The organism is Streptomyces sp. NPDC052101 (genome assembly GCF_040680235.1).
GTDB lineage: Bacteria > Actinomycetota > Actinomycetes > Streptomycetales > Streptomycetaceae > Streptomyces.
Window position 1 is genome coordinate 66,145 of sequence record NZ_JBFAWH010000026.1, and the last position, 15,120, is coordinate 81,264.

Annotated in this window: 14 protein-coding genes; 2 read left to right on the forward strand and 12 right to left on the reverse strand. The window is 71.7% G+C overall.

Annotated elements, in window-relative coordinates:
- The first annotated feature begins 4 nt into the window (after positions 1 to 4).
- Positions 5 to 1,204, forward strand: a complete 1,200-nt coding sequence (locus AB0L75_RS33570) for a lactonase family protein (protein WP_365188724.1) — start codon at positions 5 to 7, stop codon at positions 1,202 to 1,204.
- On the opposite strand, the gene AB0L75_RS33575 is transcribed toward AB0L75_RS33570, so the two are convergent.
- Together AB0L75_RS33575 and AB0L75_RS33580 are read right to left on the reverse strand one after the other, a co-directional pair.
- Entirely contained in the window at positions 1,172 to 1,897 is a 726-nt protein-coding gene (locus AB0L75_RS33575) for a DUF2470 domain-containing protein (RefSeq protein WP_365188726.1), read from the reverse strand. The two genes, AB0L75_RS33570 and AB0L75_RS33575, sit on opposite strands and share 33 nt — an antisense overlap.
- Before the next feature lie 80 nt (positions 1,898 to 1,977).
- On the reverse strand, positions 1,978 to 2,583 hold the full coding sequence (locus AB0L75_RS33580; RefSeq protein WP_365188729.1) for a TetR/AcrR family transcriptional regulator: 606 nt from the start codon (positions 2,581 to 2,583) through the stop codon (positions 1,978 to 1,980).
- Positions 2,584 to 2,673: 90 nt separating this feature from the next.
- Here AB0L75_RS33580 and AB0L75_RS33585 point away from each other — a divergent pair, with 90 nt between their 5' ends.
- Complete coding sequence (locus tag AB0L75_RS33585) at positions 2,674 to 4,254, forward strand: cytochrome P450 (protein ID WP_365188731.1); 1,581 nt, start codon at positions 2,674 to 2,676, stop codon at positions 4,252 to 4,254.
- On the opposite strand, the gene AB0L75_RS33590 is transcribed toward AB0L75_RS33585, so the two are convergent.
- The 10 genes from AB0L75_RS33590 to AB0L75_RS33635 form a co-directional block, all read right to left on the reverse strand.
- Entirely contained in the window at positions 4,216 to 5,064 is an 849-nt protein-coding gene (locus AB0L75_RS33590; protein ID WP_365188732.1) for a pentapeptide repeat-containing protein, read from the reverse strand. The two genes, AB0L75_RS33585 and AB0L75_RS33590, sit on opposite strands and share 39 nt — an antisense overlap.
- 115 nt (positions 5,065 to 5,179) lie before the next feature.
- Positions 5,180 to 5,923, reverse strand: coding sequence for a PIG-L deacetylase family protein (locus AB0L75_RS33595; RefSeq protein ID WP_365188734.1), 744 nt, complete (start codon positions 5,921 to 5,923; stop codon positions 5,180 to 5,182).
- Positions 5,924 to 6,033: 110 nt separating this feature from the next.
- On the reverse strand, positions 6,034 to 7,335 hold the full coding sequence (locus tag AB0L75_RS33600) for an alpha/beta fold hydrolase (RefSeq protein WP_365188737.1): 1,302 nt from the start codon (positions 7,333 to 7,335) through the stop codon (positions 6,034 to 6,036).
- A gap of 110 nt (positions 7,336 to 7,445) precedes the next feature.
- On the reverse strand, positions 7,446 to 8,471 hold the full coding sequence (locus tag AB0L75_RS33605; protein ID WP_365188740.1) for a LacI family DNA-binding transcriptional regulator: 1,026 nt from the start codon (positions 8,469 to 8,471) through the stop codon (positions 7,446 to 7,448).
- Positions 8,472 to 8,524: 53 nt separating this feature from the next.
- Positions 8,525 to 9,880, reverse strand: a complete 1,356-nt coding sequence (locus AB0L75_RS33610; RefSeq protein ID WP_365188743.1) for a BNR repeat-containing protein — start codon at positions 9,878 to 9,880, stop codon at positions 8,525 to 8,527.
- The gene (locus tag AB0L75_RS33615; RefSeq protein ID WP_365188745.1) at positions 9,877 to 10,197 is read right to left on the reverse strand and encodes an L-rhamnose mutarotase; all 321 of its coding nucleotides are present in this window, start codon (positions 10,195 to 10,197) and stop codon (positions 9,877 to 9,879) included. Before AB0L75_RS33615 ends, AB0L75_RS33610 begins: the two co-directional genes overlap by 4 nt.
- A gap of 17 nt (positions 10,198 to 10,214) precedes the next feature.
- Positions 10,215 to 11,294, reverse strand: coding sequence for a rhamnose ABC transporter substrate-binding protein (gene rhaS / locus AB0L75_RS33620; RefSeq protein ID WP_365188747.1), 1,080 nt, complete (start codon positions 11,292 to 11,294; stop codon positions 10,215 to 10,217).
- Positions 11,295 to 11,326: 32 nt separating this feature from the next.
- Complete coding sequence (locus AB0L75_RS33625; protein WP_365188750.1) at positions 11,327 to 12,316, reverse strand: ABC transporter permease; 990 nt, start codon at positions 12,314 to 12,316, stop codon at positions 11,327 to 11,329.
- Complete coding sequence (locus AB0L75_RS33630; protein ID WP_365188751.1) at positions 12,309 to 13,379, reverse strand: ABC transporter permease; 1,071 nt, start codon at positions 13,377 to 13,379, stop codon at positions 12,309 to 12,311. Before AB0L75_RS33630 ends, AB0L75_RS33625 begins: the two co-directional genes overlap by 8 nt.
- Positions 13,376 to 14,875 (reverse strand): sugar ABC transporter ATP-binding protein, encoded by a 1,500-nt coding sequence (locus tag AB0L75_RS33635; RefSeq protein ID WP_365188754.1) that lies wholly within the window; start codon positions 14,873 to 14,875, stop codon positions 13,376 to 13,378. The genes AB0L75_RS33630 and AB0L75_RS33635 overlap by 4 nt, the downstream gene beginning before the upstream one ends.
- Between the last annotated feature and the right edge of the window lie 245 nt (positions 14,876 to 15,120).

A 15,120-nucleotide genomic window follows, 5' to 3' on the forward strand; every position in this document is an offset into this window, starting at 1 on the left:
CGGTATGGACACGGAGGCAGAGGCGGGGAGCGGGCGCTGGAGTCGGCGCCGGTTCGTCGGAGCCGTGGCGGGCACGGCGGCCGTGGTGACGGTGCCGTCCCCGGCGGCCCGACCGGCCGACCCCGCGCGCAAGGCCGACGCGCTGCGGGCCGCCGCACCGCCCCGGAGCGGGTCCGGCCCCCGCCCGCTCTGCATCGGCACCTACACCTCGGTCGACGGCGGCGGCACCGGCATCGCACTGGCCTCCTACGACCCGGTGACCGGCCGGATCACCGGCTCCGGCACGCTCACCGGAGTCCCCGACCCGTCGTATCTCGCCGTCCACCCGGACGGCCGCACGCTCTACGCGGTGGACGAGCGCCAGGACGGCGGTGTGACGGCCGTGCGCCTCGCCGACCGGCGGATCCTCGGCACCCGTGACACGGATGGCGTCACCCCCTGTCATCTGTCGGTGCACCCCTGCGGACGCTGGCTGCTGAGCGCCAACTACGGGTCGGGCAGTGTCGCCGTGCATCCGATCGACGCCTCGGGCGCCCTGGGCGAGCGCACCGACCTGGTCACGCACACCACCCCGGCACCGGGACCGGGTCAAGAGGGGCCGCACGCGCACCAGTTCGTCACCAGCCTCGACGGCGGCCATGTCCTCGCGGTCGACCTCGGTACCGACACCGTCTACAGCTACCGCCTGGACCAGACGCGGGGCACGCTGACGGAGGTGGCGCAGGCGCACGCCCGGCCAGGGGCGGGACCGCGCCATCTGACCTTCCATCCGGGCGGCCGTCATGCCTATCTGGCCAACGAGGTGGACGACACGGTGGCTGTCTGCGCCTACGATCCCGGCTCCGGCCGGCTGACGATCGGCGAGCCGCAGTCCTCGGGTTCGAGCGGCGGCACCAACTACCCGGCGCAGTTCGCAGTGACGGCGGACGGCCGGTACGCCTTCCTGGCCAACCGGGGCGACAACAGCCTCGCGCGGTATGCGATCGAGGCCGACGGCGCCCGGCTGCGACTGCTCGGTACGGTGCCGGTGGGCGGGGACTTCCCCCGGCAGATCGCGCTCTCGCCGGACGGCGGGCTGCTGTTCGCGGCGAACCAGCGCTCGGGTACGGTCACCGTCTTCCAGGTGGACCGGGCGAGCGGTGAACTCCGGTCGGCCGGCGTCCCGTTCGCCTCACCCGTCGCCGTCTGCGCGCTGCCGCTGTAGGGCCCGGGGGCAGGCGGCGGCGATGGCCTGGGCCAGCAGGCTGTGCATGCGCTCGGTGAGCTGGGCGACGTCGTCGGCGGGCGTGTGGAAGGGCAGCCGTACGTCGCCGTGGGCGCGGGTGCGTTCGATGCGCAGGGTCAGTCCGTGCCGGTCGACGGCGAGGGGCACCACACGGGTCGCGGCGTGCAGGCTCTCCGGCCGCACCAGGCGGGTCAGCCGCTCGACGGCGTCCGGGTGGGCGTCGGCGAGGTGGGTGAGGAGCCGGGCCTCGGCGCCGGCGAGGGGGTCGGGCCGGGCGGCGGCGAAGTCGTCGAGACCGACGACCACGGCTCCGGAGGACTGCCGCAGCACCACCCGCGTGGGCCGGAACAGCAGGGTGCCGCGGTCGGGGGCGAACCAGCCCGCGAGGTAGAGCCGGGCCCGGATCCGGCCGCGGACGGGCACGGGCGCCACGTCGGCGAACTCCAGTACGGCGGAGGGTTCCTGGCGCGGGGCGCAGACGGCGGCCGCGAGCAGGGTGCTGTCGTCGGGCACCGTCAGCCGTACGGCGCCGTCGTCGGTCACGGTGTGCGCGCCGACGTACTCCTCGCGGGCGCCGTCCGCGGTCACCGCGCACGACCAGGCGGCGGCCAGCACCGACCGTGCCCGTTCCGCCGCGCCGGGTGCGGCCGTCCAGTCCTGCGTGTCACCCATCCGAGACCTCCTTAGGTAAGCCTTGCCTAATCTATCGGAGATCGGGGCGCACGCCAACCACACCCCGGCGGCGGCAGGGGTCAGGCGATGACACCCAACAGCGCCCGCGCACACAGGTCGCGCACCTGCTCACGGGTCAACTCGCCGTCGCGCAGCCACTCCAGGCACACGGCGGTGGTGAAGGCGAGCCAGCCGCGCACGGCCAGCCGCACCTGCGGGGCGTTCTCGAAGGCGGGCCCGAACTCGGGGTCGGCGGCGAGCGCGGCGAGGATCTGCCGCCCCTGCGCGGCGAGGGCCCGCTGGTAGACCCGGCGCACGGCCTGGTCCCCGGCCGCGTCGGCGCGATGGAAGGCGCGGAAGCCGTGAACATGGGCTTCGGCATAGCCGAGGTAGGCATCGAGACCGACGGCGAGCTGCTCGCGCACCGGCACGCCGGGCACCGCCGCCGTCATGCGCAGCATCCGCTCGCTCTGGCGCTCGACGACCGCCGCGAAGAAGTCCCGCTTGGTCGGGAAGTAGTGGTACAGCAGCCCACGGGAGACCCCGGCGATCTCGGCGACCCGCTCGATCCGGACGTCGTCGTAGGGGTTCTCCGAGAACAGCTTCGCCCCGACCGACAGCAGCTGCTCACGGCGTTCCTCGGTGCTGAGTCTGCGCCGGACGCGTTCCCCCTGATTCGCGGGCATGGCGTCACTTTACTTGACGCGGGTTCAACAAGCGGCACAGACTGAAACCGGTTATTGAACCCACGTACAACACGGCGGGAGATCGGCGTCATGACTCGGACGACGGGGACCACGCAGTGGACGGACACAGGCCTGCCGAAGGGTTTCCGCAGCGCCGATCAGGGCTGGCCCGAGCTGCACCGCATCCCGCATCCGCCGCGCCGGCTTCCGCTGCTCGGCGATGTGCTCGGCGTCGACCGGCGTACGCCCGTGCAGGACTCGATGCGCATCGCGCGCGAGCTGGGGCCGATCTTCCGGCGGCGGGCCTTCGGCAAGGAGTTCGTGTTCGTGTGGGGCGCGCGGCCGGCCGCGGACCTGGCCGACGAGTCCCGGTTCGCCAAGCACGTCGGGCTGGGCGTGGCCAATCTGCGGCCGGTCGCCGGGGACGGCCTGTTCACCGCCTACAACCACGAGCCCAACTGGCAGCTGGCGCACGATGTTTTGGCGCCCGGCTTCAGCCGGGAGGCCATGGACGGCTACCACGGGATGATGCTGGCGGTCGCCGGGCGGCTGACCGATCACTGGGACCGTGAGGCGGCGGCCGGGCGCACCGTGGACGTGCCCGGGGACATGACGAAGCTGACGCTGGAGACGATCGCACGGACCGGGTTCGGGCACGACTTCGGCTCCTTCGAACGGGAGCGGCCGCATCCCTTCGTCACCGCGATGGTCGGCACGCTCACCTACGCCCAGCGCCTGAACAGCGTGCCCGCGCCGCTGGCCCCGCTGGTGCTGCGGGCCGCCGCCCGGCGCAACGCGGCCGACATGGCCCACCTCGACCGCACGGTGGACGACCTGGTCGCCGAGCGGCGCCGGTCGGGCGGCGGACACGGTGATCTGCTGGACCGGATGCTGGAGACGGCCCACCCGGAGACGGGCGAGAAGCTGTCGGCGGAGAACGTCCGCAAGCAGGTGATCACCTTCCTGGTCGCGGGCCACGAGACCACCTCGGGCGCGCTCTCCTTCGCCCTGTACTACCTCGCCCGGCACCCCGAGATCGCCGCCCGGGCCCGCGCCGAGGTGGACCGGGTCTGGGGCGACACCGCACAGCCCGGCTACGACCAGGTCGCCAGGCTGCGCTACGTCCGCCGGGTGCTGGACGAGTCCCTGCGCCTGTGGCCGACCGCCCCTGCCTTCGCCCGCGAGGCCCGGCACGACACCGTCCTCGCCGACGATCATCCGATGCTCCGGGGCGCGTGGGCGCTGGTGCTGACGCCGATGCTGCACCGCGACCCCGAGGTGTGGGGCGAGGACGCCGAGCACTTCGACCCGGACCGCTTCGACGCGAAGGCCGTACGCTCCCGGCCCGCGCACACCTTCAAGCCCTTCGGCACCGGTGCACGGGCCTGCATCGGCCGCCAGTTCGCCCTGCACGAGGCGACCCTGGTCCTCGGCCTGCTGCTGCGCCGCTACGACCTGACGGCCGACCCGGGTTACCGGCTGACGGTCACGGAGAGGCTGACGGTGATGCCGGAGGGGTTGCGACTGGGGCTGGAACAACGCCCCAATGGGGCGCGGGGCTGTGTCGATCGTGCGGCTACCACCACGACGGACCCGCAGACGAACGACGACACATCGCGGGACTTCGAATCGTCAGCGGCCCGCTGTCCAGTGCACCGGCCGACTGACTGACTCCGGCAACCGGGTCCCGACGCTGCCCCGCGCAGCGTTCAGCTGGGGCTGGGTGAGGAAGAAGGCGCCGGTGAGGTCCGCGTCGGTCAGATCGGCGTCGCGCAGATCGGCGCCGATCATGTCCGCGTCGCGCAGATCGGCGCCGGTGAGGTCGGCGGCGATGAGGTACGCGCCGCGCAGACTCGCCCCGCGCAGATCGGCGCCCCGGAGCCGGGCCCCGATGAGATCCGCGCCCCGGCGGTCCTTGCCCTTGCCTTTCTTGCCGCCCTTCCCGCCGGCGCCGGCGCGGGCCAGCTCGCTGGTCCGCAGCAGCAGCGCGTTGACCTGCTGCCGGTGCGCGGCCACGTCCAGCGCGGCCAGTTCCCCGGGGCTCTGCCGGGTCAGCCGCTCGGTCTCCTCCAGTGCCCGGCGCAGGTCGGGACGGACAGGCGCGGCGGCGGGCAGGCCGAGCGCCTCGGTCAGGTACCACAGCAGCTCGTGCAGCTGCCGTACGACCGGGAACACGTCGAACATCCGGCGCGCGTGCTCCTTGGACCCCGTACGCCAGTCCTGCCCGCCGAAGGTGACCTGCGCGACCTTCTGGCCGGCGCCGAAGCAGTCGTAGACCGTGCAGCCGGTGAAACCCTTCTTCCGCAGGTCGGCGTGGATGCCGCAGCGGTGGTCGCCCTGAAGGTTCGGGCACGGTTTCCCGGCGGGCTTGTCGAGCGCGAAGTCGGCGGACGCGGCGAAGGGCAGGGCCACACAGCACAGCCCGAAGCAGCGCGCGCAGTCCCCGCGCAGCTCCGCGAGGTCCCCTATCTGATCTGGCACAGGGGACAGCCTACTGGGCCCGCGCACCCCGGATCCGACAGCATCGCGCAGGTCAGCACGGCTCGGCGCAGGTCAGCGCAGCTCGAACCGTTCTCCGCGCGGCCTTGGGGCTCGGTCAGCGGCTGAAGAGTTCGAAGGCCACCGCCGGGGTGCCGCCGAAGCGTTTGGCGGTGGCGGCGGTCCGCGTGGTCAGGAAGTCACGGACGTAGGTCTGCGGGTCCTGGTCGGTCAGCGCCTCGATGTAGGTGCGGTGTTCGAGCAGCGAGTACACGGCCCGGTCCAGGCCGGGGCCCGCGTCGACGGCGTGGGTGGGCCGGCTGGAGCCGGCGATCGCCACCCAGCGGACGCCGTCGAAGGGCTCCAGGCCCTGCTCGGTGAGTTCCGGGAAGATCCACCGGTTGCCGGCGTCCGCGACGGCGTCCAGGGTGGCCCGGCCGACGGCGACGTGGTCCGGGGTGTTCCAGGTGCCGTCGCCCCAGGTGTCGCGGTGGTTGAGGGTGAGGACGAGTTCGGGCCGGTGGCGGCGGATCGCGGCGGCGATGTCCCGGCGCAGCGCGGGGCCGTACTCGACCACCCCGTCCCGGTGGCCGAGGAACTCCACGCCGGTGACGCCGACGACGGCGGCACTGGCCCGCTGCTCGCGCTCGCGCAGCGGGCCGCAGGTCGCTGGGTCGAGGCTGTCGATGCCGGCCTCGCCGCGGGTCGCCAGCACATAGGCGACCTCGCGGCCGCCGTCGGTCCAGGCCGCGACGGCGGCGGAGCACCCGTACTCCAGGTCGTCGGGGTGGGCCACCACAGCCAGGGCGCGCCGCCAGTCGTCGGGCATGGGCTGGAGCTGAGTGATCTCGGACGCGGTCATGGGCCGCACACTATGCGCTGCGCCGATTGCGCCGAAGTGGTTGGGTGCCGCGAGGGTTGTCTGTCGTCCGCTGGTCCGTCGTGGCTGGTCGCGCGGTCCGCCGCGCCCCTTCACGCCTCGTCGCGGGCCAGCGCCAGCAGGCGGTCCAGGACGCGTGGTGCGCCCGCGCGCAGCCCGTCGTGCTCGAACTCGTCGGTGACCCAGGTGCGCAGACCGCGGATGGCGCCGGCGGTCTCCTGCGAGTGGGCGGCGTCGACGTACATGTCGTCGTGGTAGATCGCGGCGGCGACCGGGACCTCGTTGGCGGCGAGGCGGGCGGGGTCGTACAGGGGCTGCCAGTCGGCGTGGGCGGCGAGCAGGTCGGCCGTCTCGCGCAGGGGGCGCAGGGCCGGGTCGGTGTCGAACATCCAGGGGTGGATGGTCTCGCCGGTGAAGAGCACCGGGCTGTCGCCCGCGAGGGCCTTCGCCGCGTCGAACTGCGGGAACTCGGTGCGGATCCGTTCGGCCGCCCAGCCGGTGGGCCGGGTGTCCTGGCCGTAGACCGACTCGTGGACGAGGGCGTAGAGGGGGTGGGCGGCGTACGAGAGCAGGGACTGGGCCTGCTCCTGGAAGGCGTCGGACAGCTCGGTGCCACCCGGTGCGCGCACGAAGGCGTCCTCCAGGAGATGGTGCAGACGGTGGCTGCCGTCGCTCATGCCGAGCATCAGGCCGAGGGACTGGAACGCCTCGGCCGTGAGCCGGTAGCCGTTCGGCAGGACCACGTCATGGGTGAGGAGGTGGTCGGCGATCCGGCGGGCCCGTTCCACGTCCTGCGGGTAGCGGGCGTAGTGCGCGGTGACCTTGCGTTCGATGCGCGGGTAGGCCGCTCGGTAGACGTCGTCGGCGTGGGCGTGCAGGGAGGGCAGGCCTCCGGTGATGACGGCGGTGTCCAGGCCCTCGGGGGCGAGGGAGAGGTACGACACCGTGCAGAAGCCGCCGAAGCTCTGGCCGAGCACGGTCCACGGGGCGCCGCCGGTGACCTCGGGGCGGATGGCCTCGCAGTCCCGGACGATGGAGTCGGCGCGGAACCGGGTGAGGTAGCCGGCCTGCTCGGCGGGGCCGCCGCGCAGCGGGAGCGTCTGCCGGGTGGCCGGTGTGGAGCTGCCGGTGCCGCGCTGGTCGAGCAGCAGCACGCGGTAGTCCTTCAGCGCCCGGTCGAGCCAGGCCTGACGTCCGACGAAACGATTCGCCCCGAAGCCCGGACCGCCCTGGAGATACAGCAGCCACGGCAGTTCCTGCCCGGCCCTGTCGCTCGCGACCGCCTCGCGGGCGTACAACTCGATCGTCTCGCCGTCCGGGTCGGCATGGTCGAGGGGCACGGTGAAGCGGCGGTCGGTGAGGATGACGCCGGGCTGGCGGTAGCTGAGGCTCAACGGGTCTCCCGGGACGGATGGGACGGACGAGTCCCAGTTCAGCACATCGGCGGGCGCGCGCCGACCCCCGGGATCATGGATTGTTACTGAACTTCCGGTCAGCGCCCGGATCAGCGTGCGACGAGGCTGGAGCGGCGCACCACCAGCTCCGGCTGGAGCACCACCCGGCGGTGCTCATGGGTCCGGCTGCCCTCGTCCTGCTCGGTCTCCTCCAGCAGCAGTTCGGCGGCGAGGGCGCCCATGGTGACGGCGGGCTGCCGTACGGAGGTCAGCGGTACGGCGGCCGCCGCCGCGAACTCGATGTCGTCGTAGCCGACGATCGCCAGGTCGTCCGGCACCGTGACGCCCGCCGCGTACATGGCCTGCAGAACACCGAGGGCGAGCAGGTCGTTGGCGCAGAACACGGCGGTGGGGCGGTCGGCGAGACCGAGCAGACGGGCGCCGGCGTCCCGGCCCGCGGCCACGTCGAGGCGCTCGGTGGGCAGCTCCCGCAGCGCCTCCTGGCCGAGTCCCGCCTCGGCCAGCGCGTTCAGGGCTCCGGTACGGCGGTCCCGCACCTGGTTGAGTCCGGGCGGTCCGCTGACGTACGCCAGCGAGCGGTGCCCGGCGTCCACCAGATGACGGACCGCGAGCGCGCCGCCCGCCACGTCGTCCACGGACACCGAGCATTCGGCCGTGCCTTCGGAGACCCGGTCGACCAGCACGAACGGGATGTTGTGCCGGCGGAAGGCCTCGATGTTGCGGCCGGTGGCGTCGGCCGGGGTGAGCAGCACGCCCCGCACCCGCTGCTCGGCGAACAGGGACAGGTACTCGGCCTCTTCGGCGGCGTCCTGCGCGCTGTTGCACACCATCACCCCGAGCCCGGCCGCACGGGCGGCACGCTCGGCGCCCCGTGCCACGTCCACGAAGAACGGGTTGCCCATGTCGAGGACGAGCAGGCCCATGATCCGGCTGCGGCCCGCGCGCAGCTGGCGCGCGGACTCGCTGCGGACATAGCCGAGCCGGTCGATCGCGGACAGCACCCGCGCCCGGGTCTCGCCGGCGACGGTGTCCGGACGGTTGATGACGTTCGACACCGTGCCCACCGACACTCCGGCGGCACGGGCGACGTCCTTGATACCCACCGACTGGGCCATCGGGCGAAGACCTCCAGGGAACGAGGGGCGGCGGGACGACCTTCACATTACCGTCATGCCGGCAGGGCGAAGTCGGCCACGTAGAGGGGCGAGGGCGTCGTACCGGTGGATCGCTCCTGGTACATGAAGGACAGGACGTCGTCCGCATGGACCCGCGTCTCGTCGATCACCACCTCACCGAAGGCGTTCAGGCCGGCGCCGTCGTACAGCAGCGTCCAGTCGGTGTGTCCGGAGGCCCGGGAGGCGGCGGCGATCCGCCCGAACGGAAGCACGGCGTAGGCGTTGTCGTAACGGTCCAGGAGGAGCTTGGTGCGCTGGCTGGAGTCGAGCGGGAGGGGTATCTCGGTCTTCTGCCAGGCGCCGCAGGCGTTCTTGCGGAGATGGAAGGCGCGCCCGTGGGCGGTACGGTCGGCGACGTAGTCGGTGGTGCACCGCCCGAAGCGGCCGGGTACGTAGCTGATGATCGCGTGTGGTCGGCCGGCCGAGTCGACGGCCTGGCTCTCCTGGTTCATCAGGGAGTGGTCGGGGCCGAGCCGGTCCACCACCAGCCCCGGGCCGGTGACGGCCACCCGGAGCGGGCCGCCGGTACTGCCCACGACCGCGCCGGCGTCGTTCAGCCAGGTGCGGCCGCGGTCGGTGGAGTGGACGTAACCGGTGTCGTGATTGCTCAGGCCGCCGGCGCCGCACATCACGGACGCGCTCTGCTCGCGCCAGGTGAAGAAGGCGTGCAGCCGGCCCCGGCCGTCGTACTCGATGCCGTGCAGATACATGTTCCGGGCCGTGCTGGAGCCATGGGCGCTGGTGTAGGTGCCGGTGGCGGAGGTCCACTCCCCCAGCGCCGTCCAGCTCGAACCGTCGTACTCGGCAAGGGCGTTGCGGCCGTCGCCGGAGACGCCCGCGCGGTAGCTGAGCTGGAGCCTGCCCTCGGGGGTGGACACGAACTGCGGATAGGTGAACTGCGGGGTGAGGGCGAGTCCGTCGAGCGTGGTGCGGACGGGCCCGAAGCAGCCGGGGGTCCACTCCGGTGCGGTGTCGAGCAGTCCGGCGACGGACTTCGCGTAGCAGAACCCGTCGCTGTGCGCGTCCATGACCACATGCAGCCGGCCGTCGGTTCGCGACACACCCATCGAGATCACGTTGTGGGAGTCGTCGCTCTTGAGCCGGTGGTCGAGGGTCACCGTCGACCAGTGCGCGGCACCCGGTGCGCGGCGGGCGAGGGTCGCGCCGCGGTCGGCGGAGTACCAGGCCGCGTACTGCCGACCCCGGTGGGTGAACAGGCCGTTCTTCTGGAACGAGTTGTTGTTGACGAGGCCGTCGTACGACACGAAGTACAGGGCCTGGGGATCGAGGAGGCTGCGGCCGAGGGGGGTGACCCGAGGGGCCGCGAGTCCGGTTCCGGCGGCGGTCATGACAGGTGGAACACCTCCGTGAGCGGCTTCATCGCCTCGTCGGGCCGGGCGCCGTCCGGCGACTCGAAGAACGGGGCCATCTCCGCCTGCCAGCGGGCATTGACCTCGGCCGCCGCCATGCCGGCCCGGGCGGCGGCGAAGTCCTCGGTCTCCAGATAGCCGACGAGCAGGCCGTCCTCGCGCAGGAACAACGAGTAGTTGTGCCAGCCCGTCGCCTTCAGGGCGTCGAGCATCTCCGGCCAGACGGCGGCGTGCCGCCCGCGGTACTCGTCGAGGCGGTCCGCCCGGACCTTCAGCAGGAAGCACACGCGCTGCATCGACAACCCCTGCTGTCCTAGAAGTTGAACCGGTCGACGTTCTTGGCGTCGAACACGGTCGGCCCGCCGAGGTTGATCACACCGTCCTTGCCGATGGTGTACGACGTACCCCCGGCCGTGAAGGTCTCGCCCTCCTTGCCGGTGATCTGCCCCGAGGCCAGCGCGACCGTGGTCCGGGCGGCCAGGTCGCCGAGCTTCGCCGGGTCCCACAGCTCGAAGGCGTCGACGGTGCCGTTCTTGACGTACATGCGCATGTCGTTCGGCGTGCCCAGTCCGGTCAGCCTGACCTTGCCCTTGTACTTGGAGCCGGACAGGTACTGGGCTGCGGCCTTGATGCCGACCGTGGTCGGGGAGATGATCCCCTTGAGGTCCGGGTGCTCCTGGAGCAGGCCCTGGGTCTGCTGGAACGACTGCTGGGCGTCGTCGTTTCCGTAAGCGATCTTGACGAGCTTGATGTCCTTGTACTTGGGGTCCTTCAACTCGTCCTTCATATAGCCGATCCAGGTGTTCTGGTTGGTCGCGGTCTGCGCGGCCGACAGAATCGCGATCTCGCCCCTGTACCCGATCTGCCGGGCGAGCAACTGCACCTCGGTACGGCCCAGATCCTCGGCGGACGCCTGCGAGACGAAGGCGTTGCGGCAGCCCGGGTCGGTGTCCGAGTCATAGGTGACGACCTTGATGCCGTTGCTCATGGCCTGCTTGAGCGCGGTGCACAGGGCGCCGGGGTCCTGCGCCGAGACGGCGATGCCGTCGACCTGCTGCTGGGTGAGGGTGTTGACGTAGCTGACCTGGCCGGCGGTGTCGGTGGCGCTGGAGGGACCGACCTCCTTGTACTTCGAGCCCAGTTCGGCGAGCGCCTCCTGCCCGCCCCTGTCGGCGGTCGTGAAGTAGGGGTTGTTGACCTGCTTGGGCAGGAAACCGACGGTGAGCCCCTTCTTGGTGGCCGCATGCGGATCGGCCTTTCCGGCGGAGGCGGCGGCGGAGTTGTCGTCCTTGACGTCGTTCTTGGTGGTGCCGCCGCAGGCGGTGAGGGCGAGAGCGAGGGAGGTACCGGCGGCGAGGGCGGCACAGACCCGGCGGAGAGATGACTTGCGCATGACGGGGCGTCCTTTACGAGGGCGGGGACGGGCTAGGAGGTCGGTGTCGAGACGGCTCTGCGGCCCACCCTCGCGACGGAGATCCGGCGTGCGACCCGGGGGCCGAGCACGGAGACGACCAGCAGCACACCGGTGACGACGATCTGCGACTGCGCGGAGACGTTCAGCAGGCTCATCACGTTCTGCAGCGCACCGAGCAGGAACACACCGGCGATCGCACCGCCCAGCGTTCCCCTGCCGCCGTCGAAGTCGATTCCGCCGAGCAGCACGGCGGCCACGACGGAGAGTTCGAGTCCGGTGGCGTTGTCGTACCGGGCACTGGCGTAGTGCAGCGCCCAGAAGACACCGGTGAGCGCCGACATGAACCCGGTGGCCACGAAGAGCAGCAGCTTGGTCCGCTTCACCCGGATCCCGGCGAACCGGGCCGCCTCCTCGTTCGCGCCGACCGCGAACAGCGACCGGCCGAACGGGGTGGCGTGCAGGACGACGACGGCGACGGCGAGCAGCGCCAGGAAGGGCAGGAAGGCCTGCGGCAGAAAGGAGGTGCCGACGCGGCCGGCCGCGAAGTCCAGGTACGGGGAGGGGAAGTCGGTGACCGCGTCGGAGCCGAGGACGATCTGCGCGATGCCCCGGTAGGCGGCCAGGGTGCCGATGGTGACGGCGAGGGACGGCAGGCCCAGCCGGGTCACCAGCAGGCCGTTGACCAGCCCGCAGACGAGGCCCAGCAGCAGGCACAGCGGGATGATCGTCTCGATGGCCATGCCCTCGTTCCAGAGCCTGCCCATCACCGCCCCCGACAGCCCGGCCGTGGACGCCACCGACAGATCGATCTCGCCGGCGACCACCAGCAGGGTCATCGGCAGGGCGATCAGCGCGATCGGGAGCGTGTTGCCGATGAGGAACGACAGATTGAGGGCGTTGCCGAAACCGTCCACGCAACCGAACGAGAGCAGCGACAGGACGATGAGCAGGGCGCCGACGACCGTGTCCCAGCGGACGGCGCGGGTCAGCGACTCAGGCACCGGCGTTCTCCTTCGCCAAGGCGGTCTTCCTTGGGTCCGACTTCGTCTTCAGAGCGGCCGCGACCCGCAGCGCGACGATCCGGTCGACGGCGATGGCGAGCAGCAGCAGGACGCCGTTGACGGCGAGGACCCACACGGAGCTGACGCCGAGCGCGGGCAGCACGCTGTTGACCGAGGTGAGCAGCAGGGCGCCGAGGGCTGCGCCGTACACGCTGCCCGAGCCGCCGGTGAAGACGACACCGCCGACCACGACCGCGCTGACGACGGTGAGTTCGTAACCGTTTCCGGTGCCGGAGTCGACGTTTCCGAACCGGGCCAGGTACATCGCTCCGGCGAGTCCGGCGAGCGTGCCGCAGAAGGTGTAGGCGGCCAGGATGCGCTTGCGTACGGGGATACCGGCGAGCCGTGCCGCCTCTGGGTTGGAGCCGAGGGCGTACAACTCCCGTCCGCTGCCGAAGTGTTCGAGGTAGTAGGCGGTACCGACGAGCACGGCGAGGGCGATCACCGCCAGCCAGGGGATCGCGAAGACGCCGGCGGAGCCGAAGCCGACGAAACCGCCGGGGAGGTCGGCCGCGGTGATCTGCCGGGATCCGACCCAGATGGAGTCGACGCCCCGGATGATGTACAGGGTGCCGAGGGTGACGACCAGCGCGGGCACCTGGCCGAGGCTGACCAGCAGCCCGTTGAGCAGCCCGAGGCCGGTGCCGAGCAGCACGGCGAGGAGGATCGCGACGAAGGCGTCTCCACCTCTGTGCAGACAGGTGCCGGCGGCGAAGGCGCTGATGCCGAGGGTGGAGCCGACGGACAGGTCGACGTTGCGGGTGATGACGACGAGGGACTGGCCGGTGGCGACCAGCACCAGGACGGTCGCGTTGAGCAGCAGGTCCTTGATGCCCTGCGCGGAGAGGAACTCGCTGTTGCCCGCCTGGGTGACCGCGATCATCACCAGGAGGACGACGAGGATGGCGAGTTCGCGCATCCTGAGGACACGGTCGACCAGCCGGGTCCCGCTGGACCGGGGCGCTTCGGCGACGGGGGCCGGGTTCGGGGTCGTCACCGTCATACCGCGGCCATCACGGTCTCCTCGGTGGCCCGGGAGCGGGGTATGTCGGCGGTGAGCCGGCCCTCGTGCATCACCAGCACCCGGTCGGCCATGCCGAGGATCTCCGGCAGGTCGGAGGAGATCATCAGCACCGCCACCCCGTCGGCGGCGAGCTGGGACAGCAGCCGGTGCACCTCGGCCTTCGTACCGACGTCGATCCCGCGCGTCGGCTCGTCCACGATGAGCACCTTCGGGCCGGTGGCGAGCCACTTGGCGAGGACGACCTTCTGCTGGTTGCCGCCGGAGAGGGTGGAGACGGCGTCGGCGATCCGGGCGTACTTCACCCGGAGTCTGACCGCCCAGTCCAGCGAGCGGCTGCGTTCGGCGTCCCGGTCGACCAGTCCGGCTCGCACGGCAGTGCGCAGCCCGGTGAGCCCGATGTTCCGTTCGATGGACATGCCCATCACCAGGCCCTGGGCTCGCCGGTCCTCGGGGACGAGGGCCAGCCCGGCGGCCATGGCGGCGGACGGCGCGCCGTTGGTGAGCCGGCGCCCGTCGACCTCGACCTCCCCCGCGTCCCACCGGTCGACGCCGAACACCGCGCGGGCCACCTCGGTACGGCCCGCGCCGACCAGCCCGGCGAGACCGACGATCTCGCCGCGCCGCACCTCGAAGGAAACATCGGTGAAAACGCCTTCGCGCGTCAGCCGGCGCACGCTGAGCGCGACCGCCCCGGGGCTGACGTCCTGCTTCGGATACAACGCGTCCAGGTCGCGGCCCACCATCCGGCGGACCAGGTCGTCCTCGGTCATGCCGGCCAGCGGTTCACCGGCGATCCGGGCGCCGTCCCGGAGTGTGGTGACGCGCTCGCAGATCTGGAAGATCTCCTCCAGCCGGTGCGAGATGAACAGCACGGCGGTGCCCTGCGCGCTCAGGGTGCGCACGACGCCGAAGAGCCGGGCGACCTCGCTGCCGGTCAGGGTGGCCGTCGGCTCGTCCATGATCAGGACCCGGGCGTCGAAGGAGAGCGCCTTGGCGATCTCCACGATCTGCTGGTCGGCGATCGACAGTCCGCGAGCGGGCCGCTCGGGGTCGAGGTCGACGCCGAGCCGTTTCATCAGGGCGGCCGTGGCCGCGTGGGTGGCCTTGTGGTCGATGCGGCCCAGGGCGCGCCTGGGCCGGCGGCCCATGAAGATGTTCTCGGCGATCGACAGGTCGGGGAAGAGCGTGGGCTCCTGGTAGATGACGGCGATCCCGGCATCGCGGGCGTCGCCGGGGCCGTGGAAGACGACGGGCTCGCCGTCGAGCAGCACCTGTCCGGCGTCCGGCCGGTGCACCCCGGCGAGGGTCTTGATCAGCGTCGACTTGCCCGCGCCGTTCTCGCCGGCGAGGGCGTGCACCTCGCCGGGCAGCAGATCCAGGGAGATGTCCCTGAGGGCGCGCACGGCACCGAACGACTTGGAGACGCCCTTCAGCGCCAGCACCGGCGCCGGCCCCGTGTCAGGCGGGTGGGTCATGTCAGGCTCCTCGACGACAGCGGCAGGACGACCGCGAGGGCCTCCACCGCGCCGTGAAAGGTTTCAACTGGATTGCCGGGACCGTAGGCACCGCGGCCGGGTTCCGTCAATGGGTCCGTGTCGAAAAGATTTCGATATCCGAAGGTCACTGCGGAGTTACGGACAACGGGGTTGGTCGGAGCCGTTGACACCTCTTCGGAAGGCCCCTAGCTTGCGGTTCTGAATCGTTTCACGCATCTGTCGTC

Coding starts and splice junctions, on each gene's coding strand:
- AB0L75_RS33570 (WP_365188724.1), top strand. CDS start 5: ATGGACACGGAGGCAGAGGCGGGGAGCGGGCGCTGGAGTCGGCGCCGG.
- AB0L75_RS33575 (WP_365188726.1), bottom strand. CDS start 1,897: ATGGGTGACACGCAGGACTGGACGGCCGCACCCGGCGCGGCGGAACGG.
- AB0L75_RS33580 (WP_365188729.1), bottom strand. CDS start 2,583: ATGCCCGCGAATCAGGGGGAACGCGTCCGGCGCAGACTCAGCACCGAG.
- AB0L75_RS33585 (WP_365188731.1), top strand. CDS start 2,674: ATGACTCGGACGACGGGGACCACGCAGTGGACGGACACAGGCCTGCCG.
- AB0L75_RS33595 (WP_365188734.1), bottom strand. CDS start 5,923: ATGACCGCGTCCGAGATCACTCAGCTCCAGCCCATGCCCGACGACTGG.
- AB0L75_RS33605 (WP_365188740.1), bottom strand. CDS start 8,471: ATGGCCCAGTCGGTGGGTATCAAGGACGTCGCCCGTGCCGCCGGAGTG.
- AB0L75_RS33610 (WP_365188743.1), bottom strand. CDS start 9,880: ATGACCGCCGCCGGAACCGGACTCGCGGCCCCTCGGGTCACCCCCCTC.
- AB0L75_RS33615 (WP_365188745.1), bottom strand. CDS start 10,197: ATGCAGCGCGTGTGCTTCCTGCTGAAGGTCCGGGCGGACCGCCTCGAC.
- rhaS (WP_365188747.1), bottom strand. CDS start 11,294: ATGCGCAAGTCATCTCTCCGCCGGGTCTGTGCCGCCCTCGCCGCCGGT.
- AB0L75_RS33630 (WP_365188751.1), bottom strand. CDS start 13,379: ATGACGGTGACGACCCCGAACCCGGCCCCCGTCGCCGAAGCGCCCCGG.
- AB0L75_RS33635 (WP_365188754.1), bottom strand. CDS start 14,875: ATGACCCACCCGCCTGACACGGGGCCGGCGCCGGTGCTGGCGCTGAAG.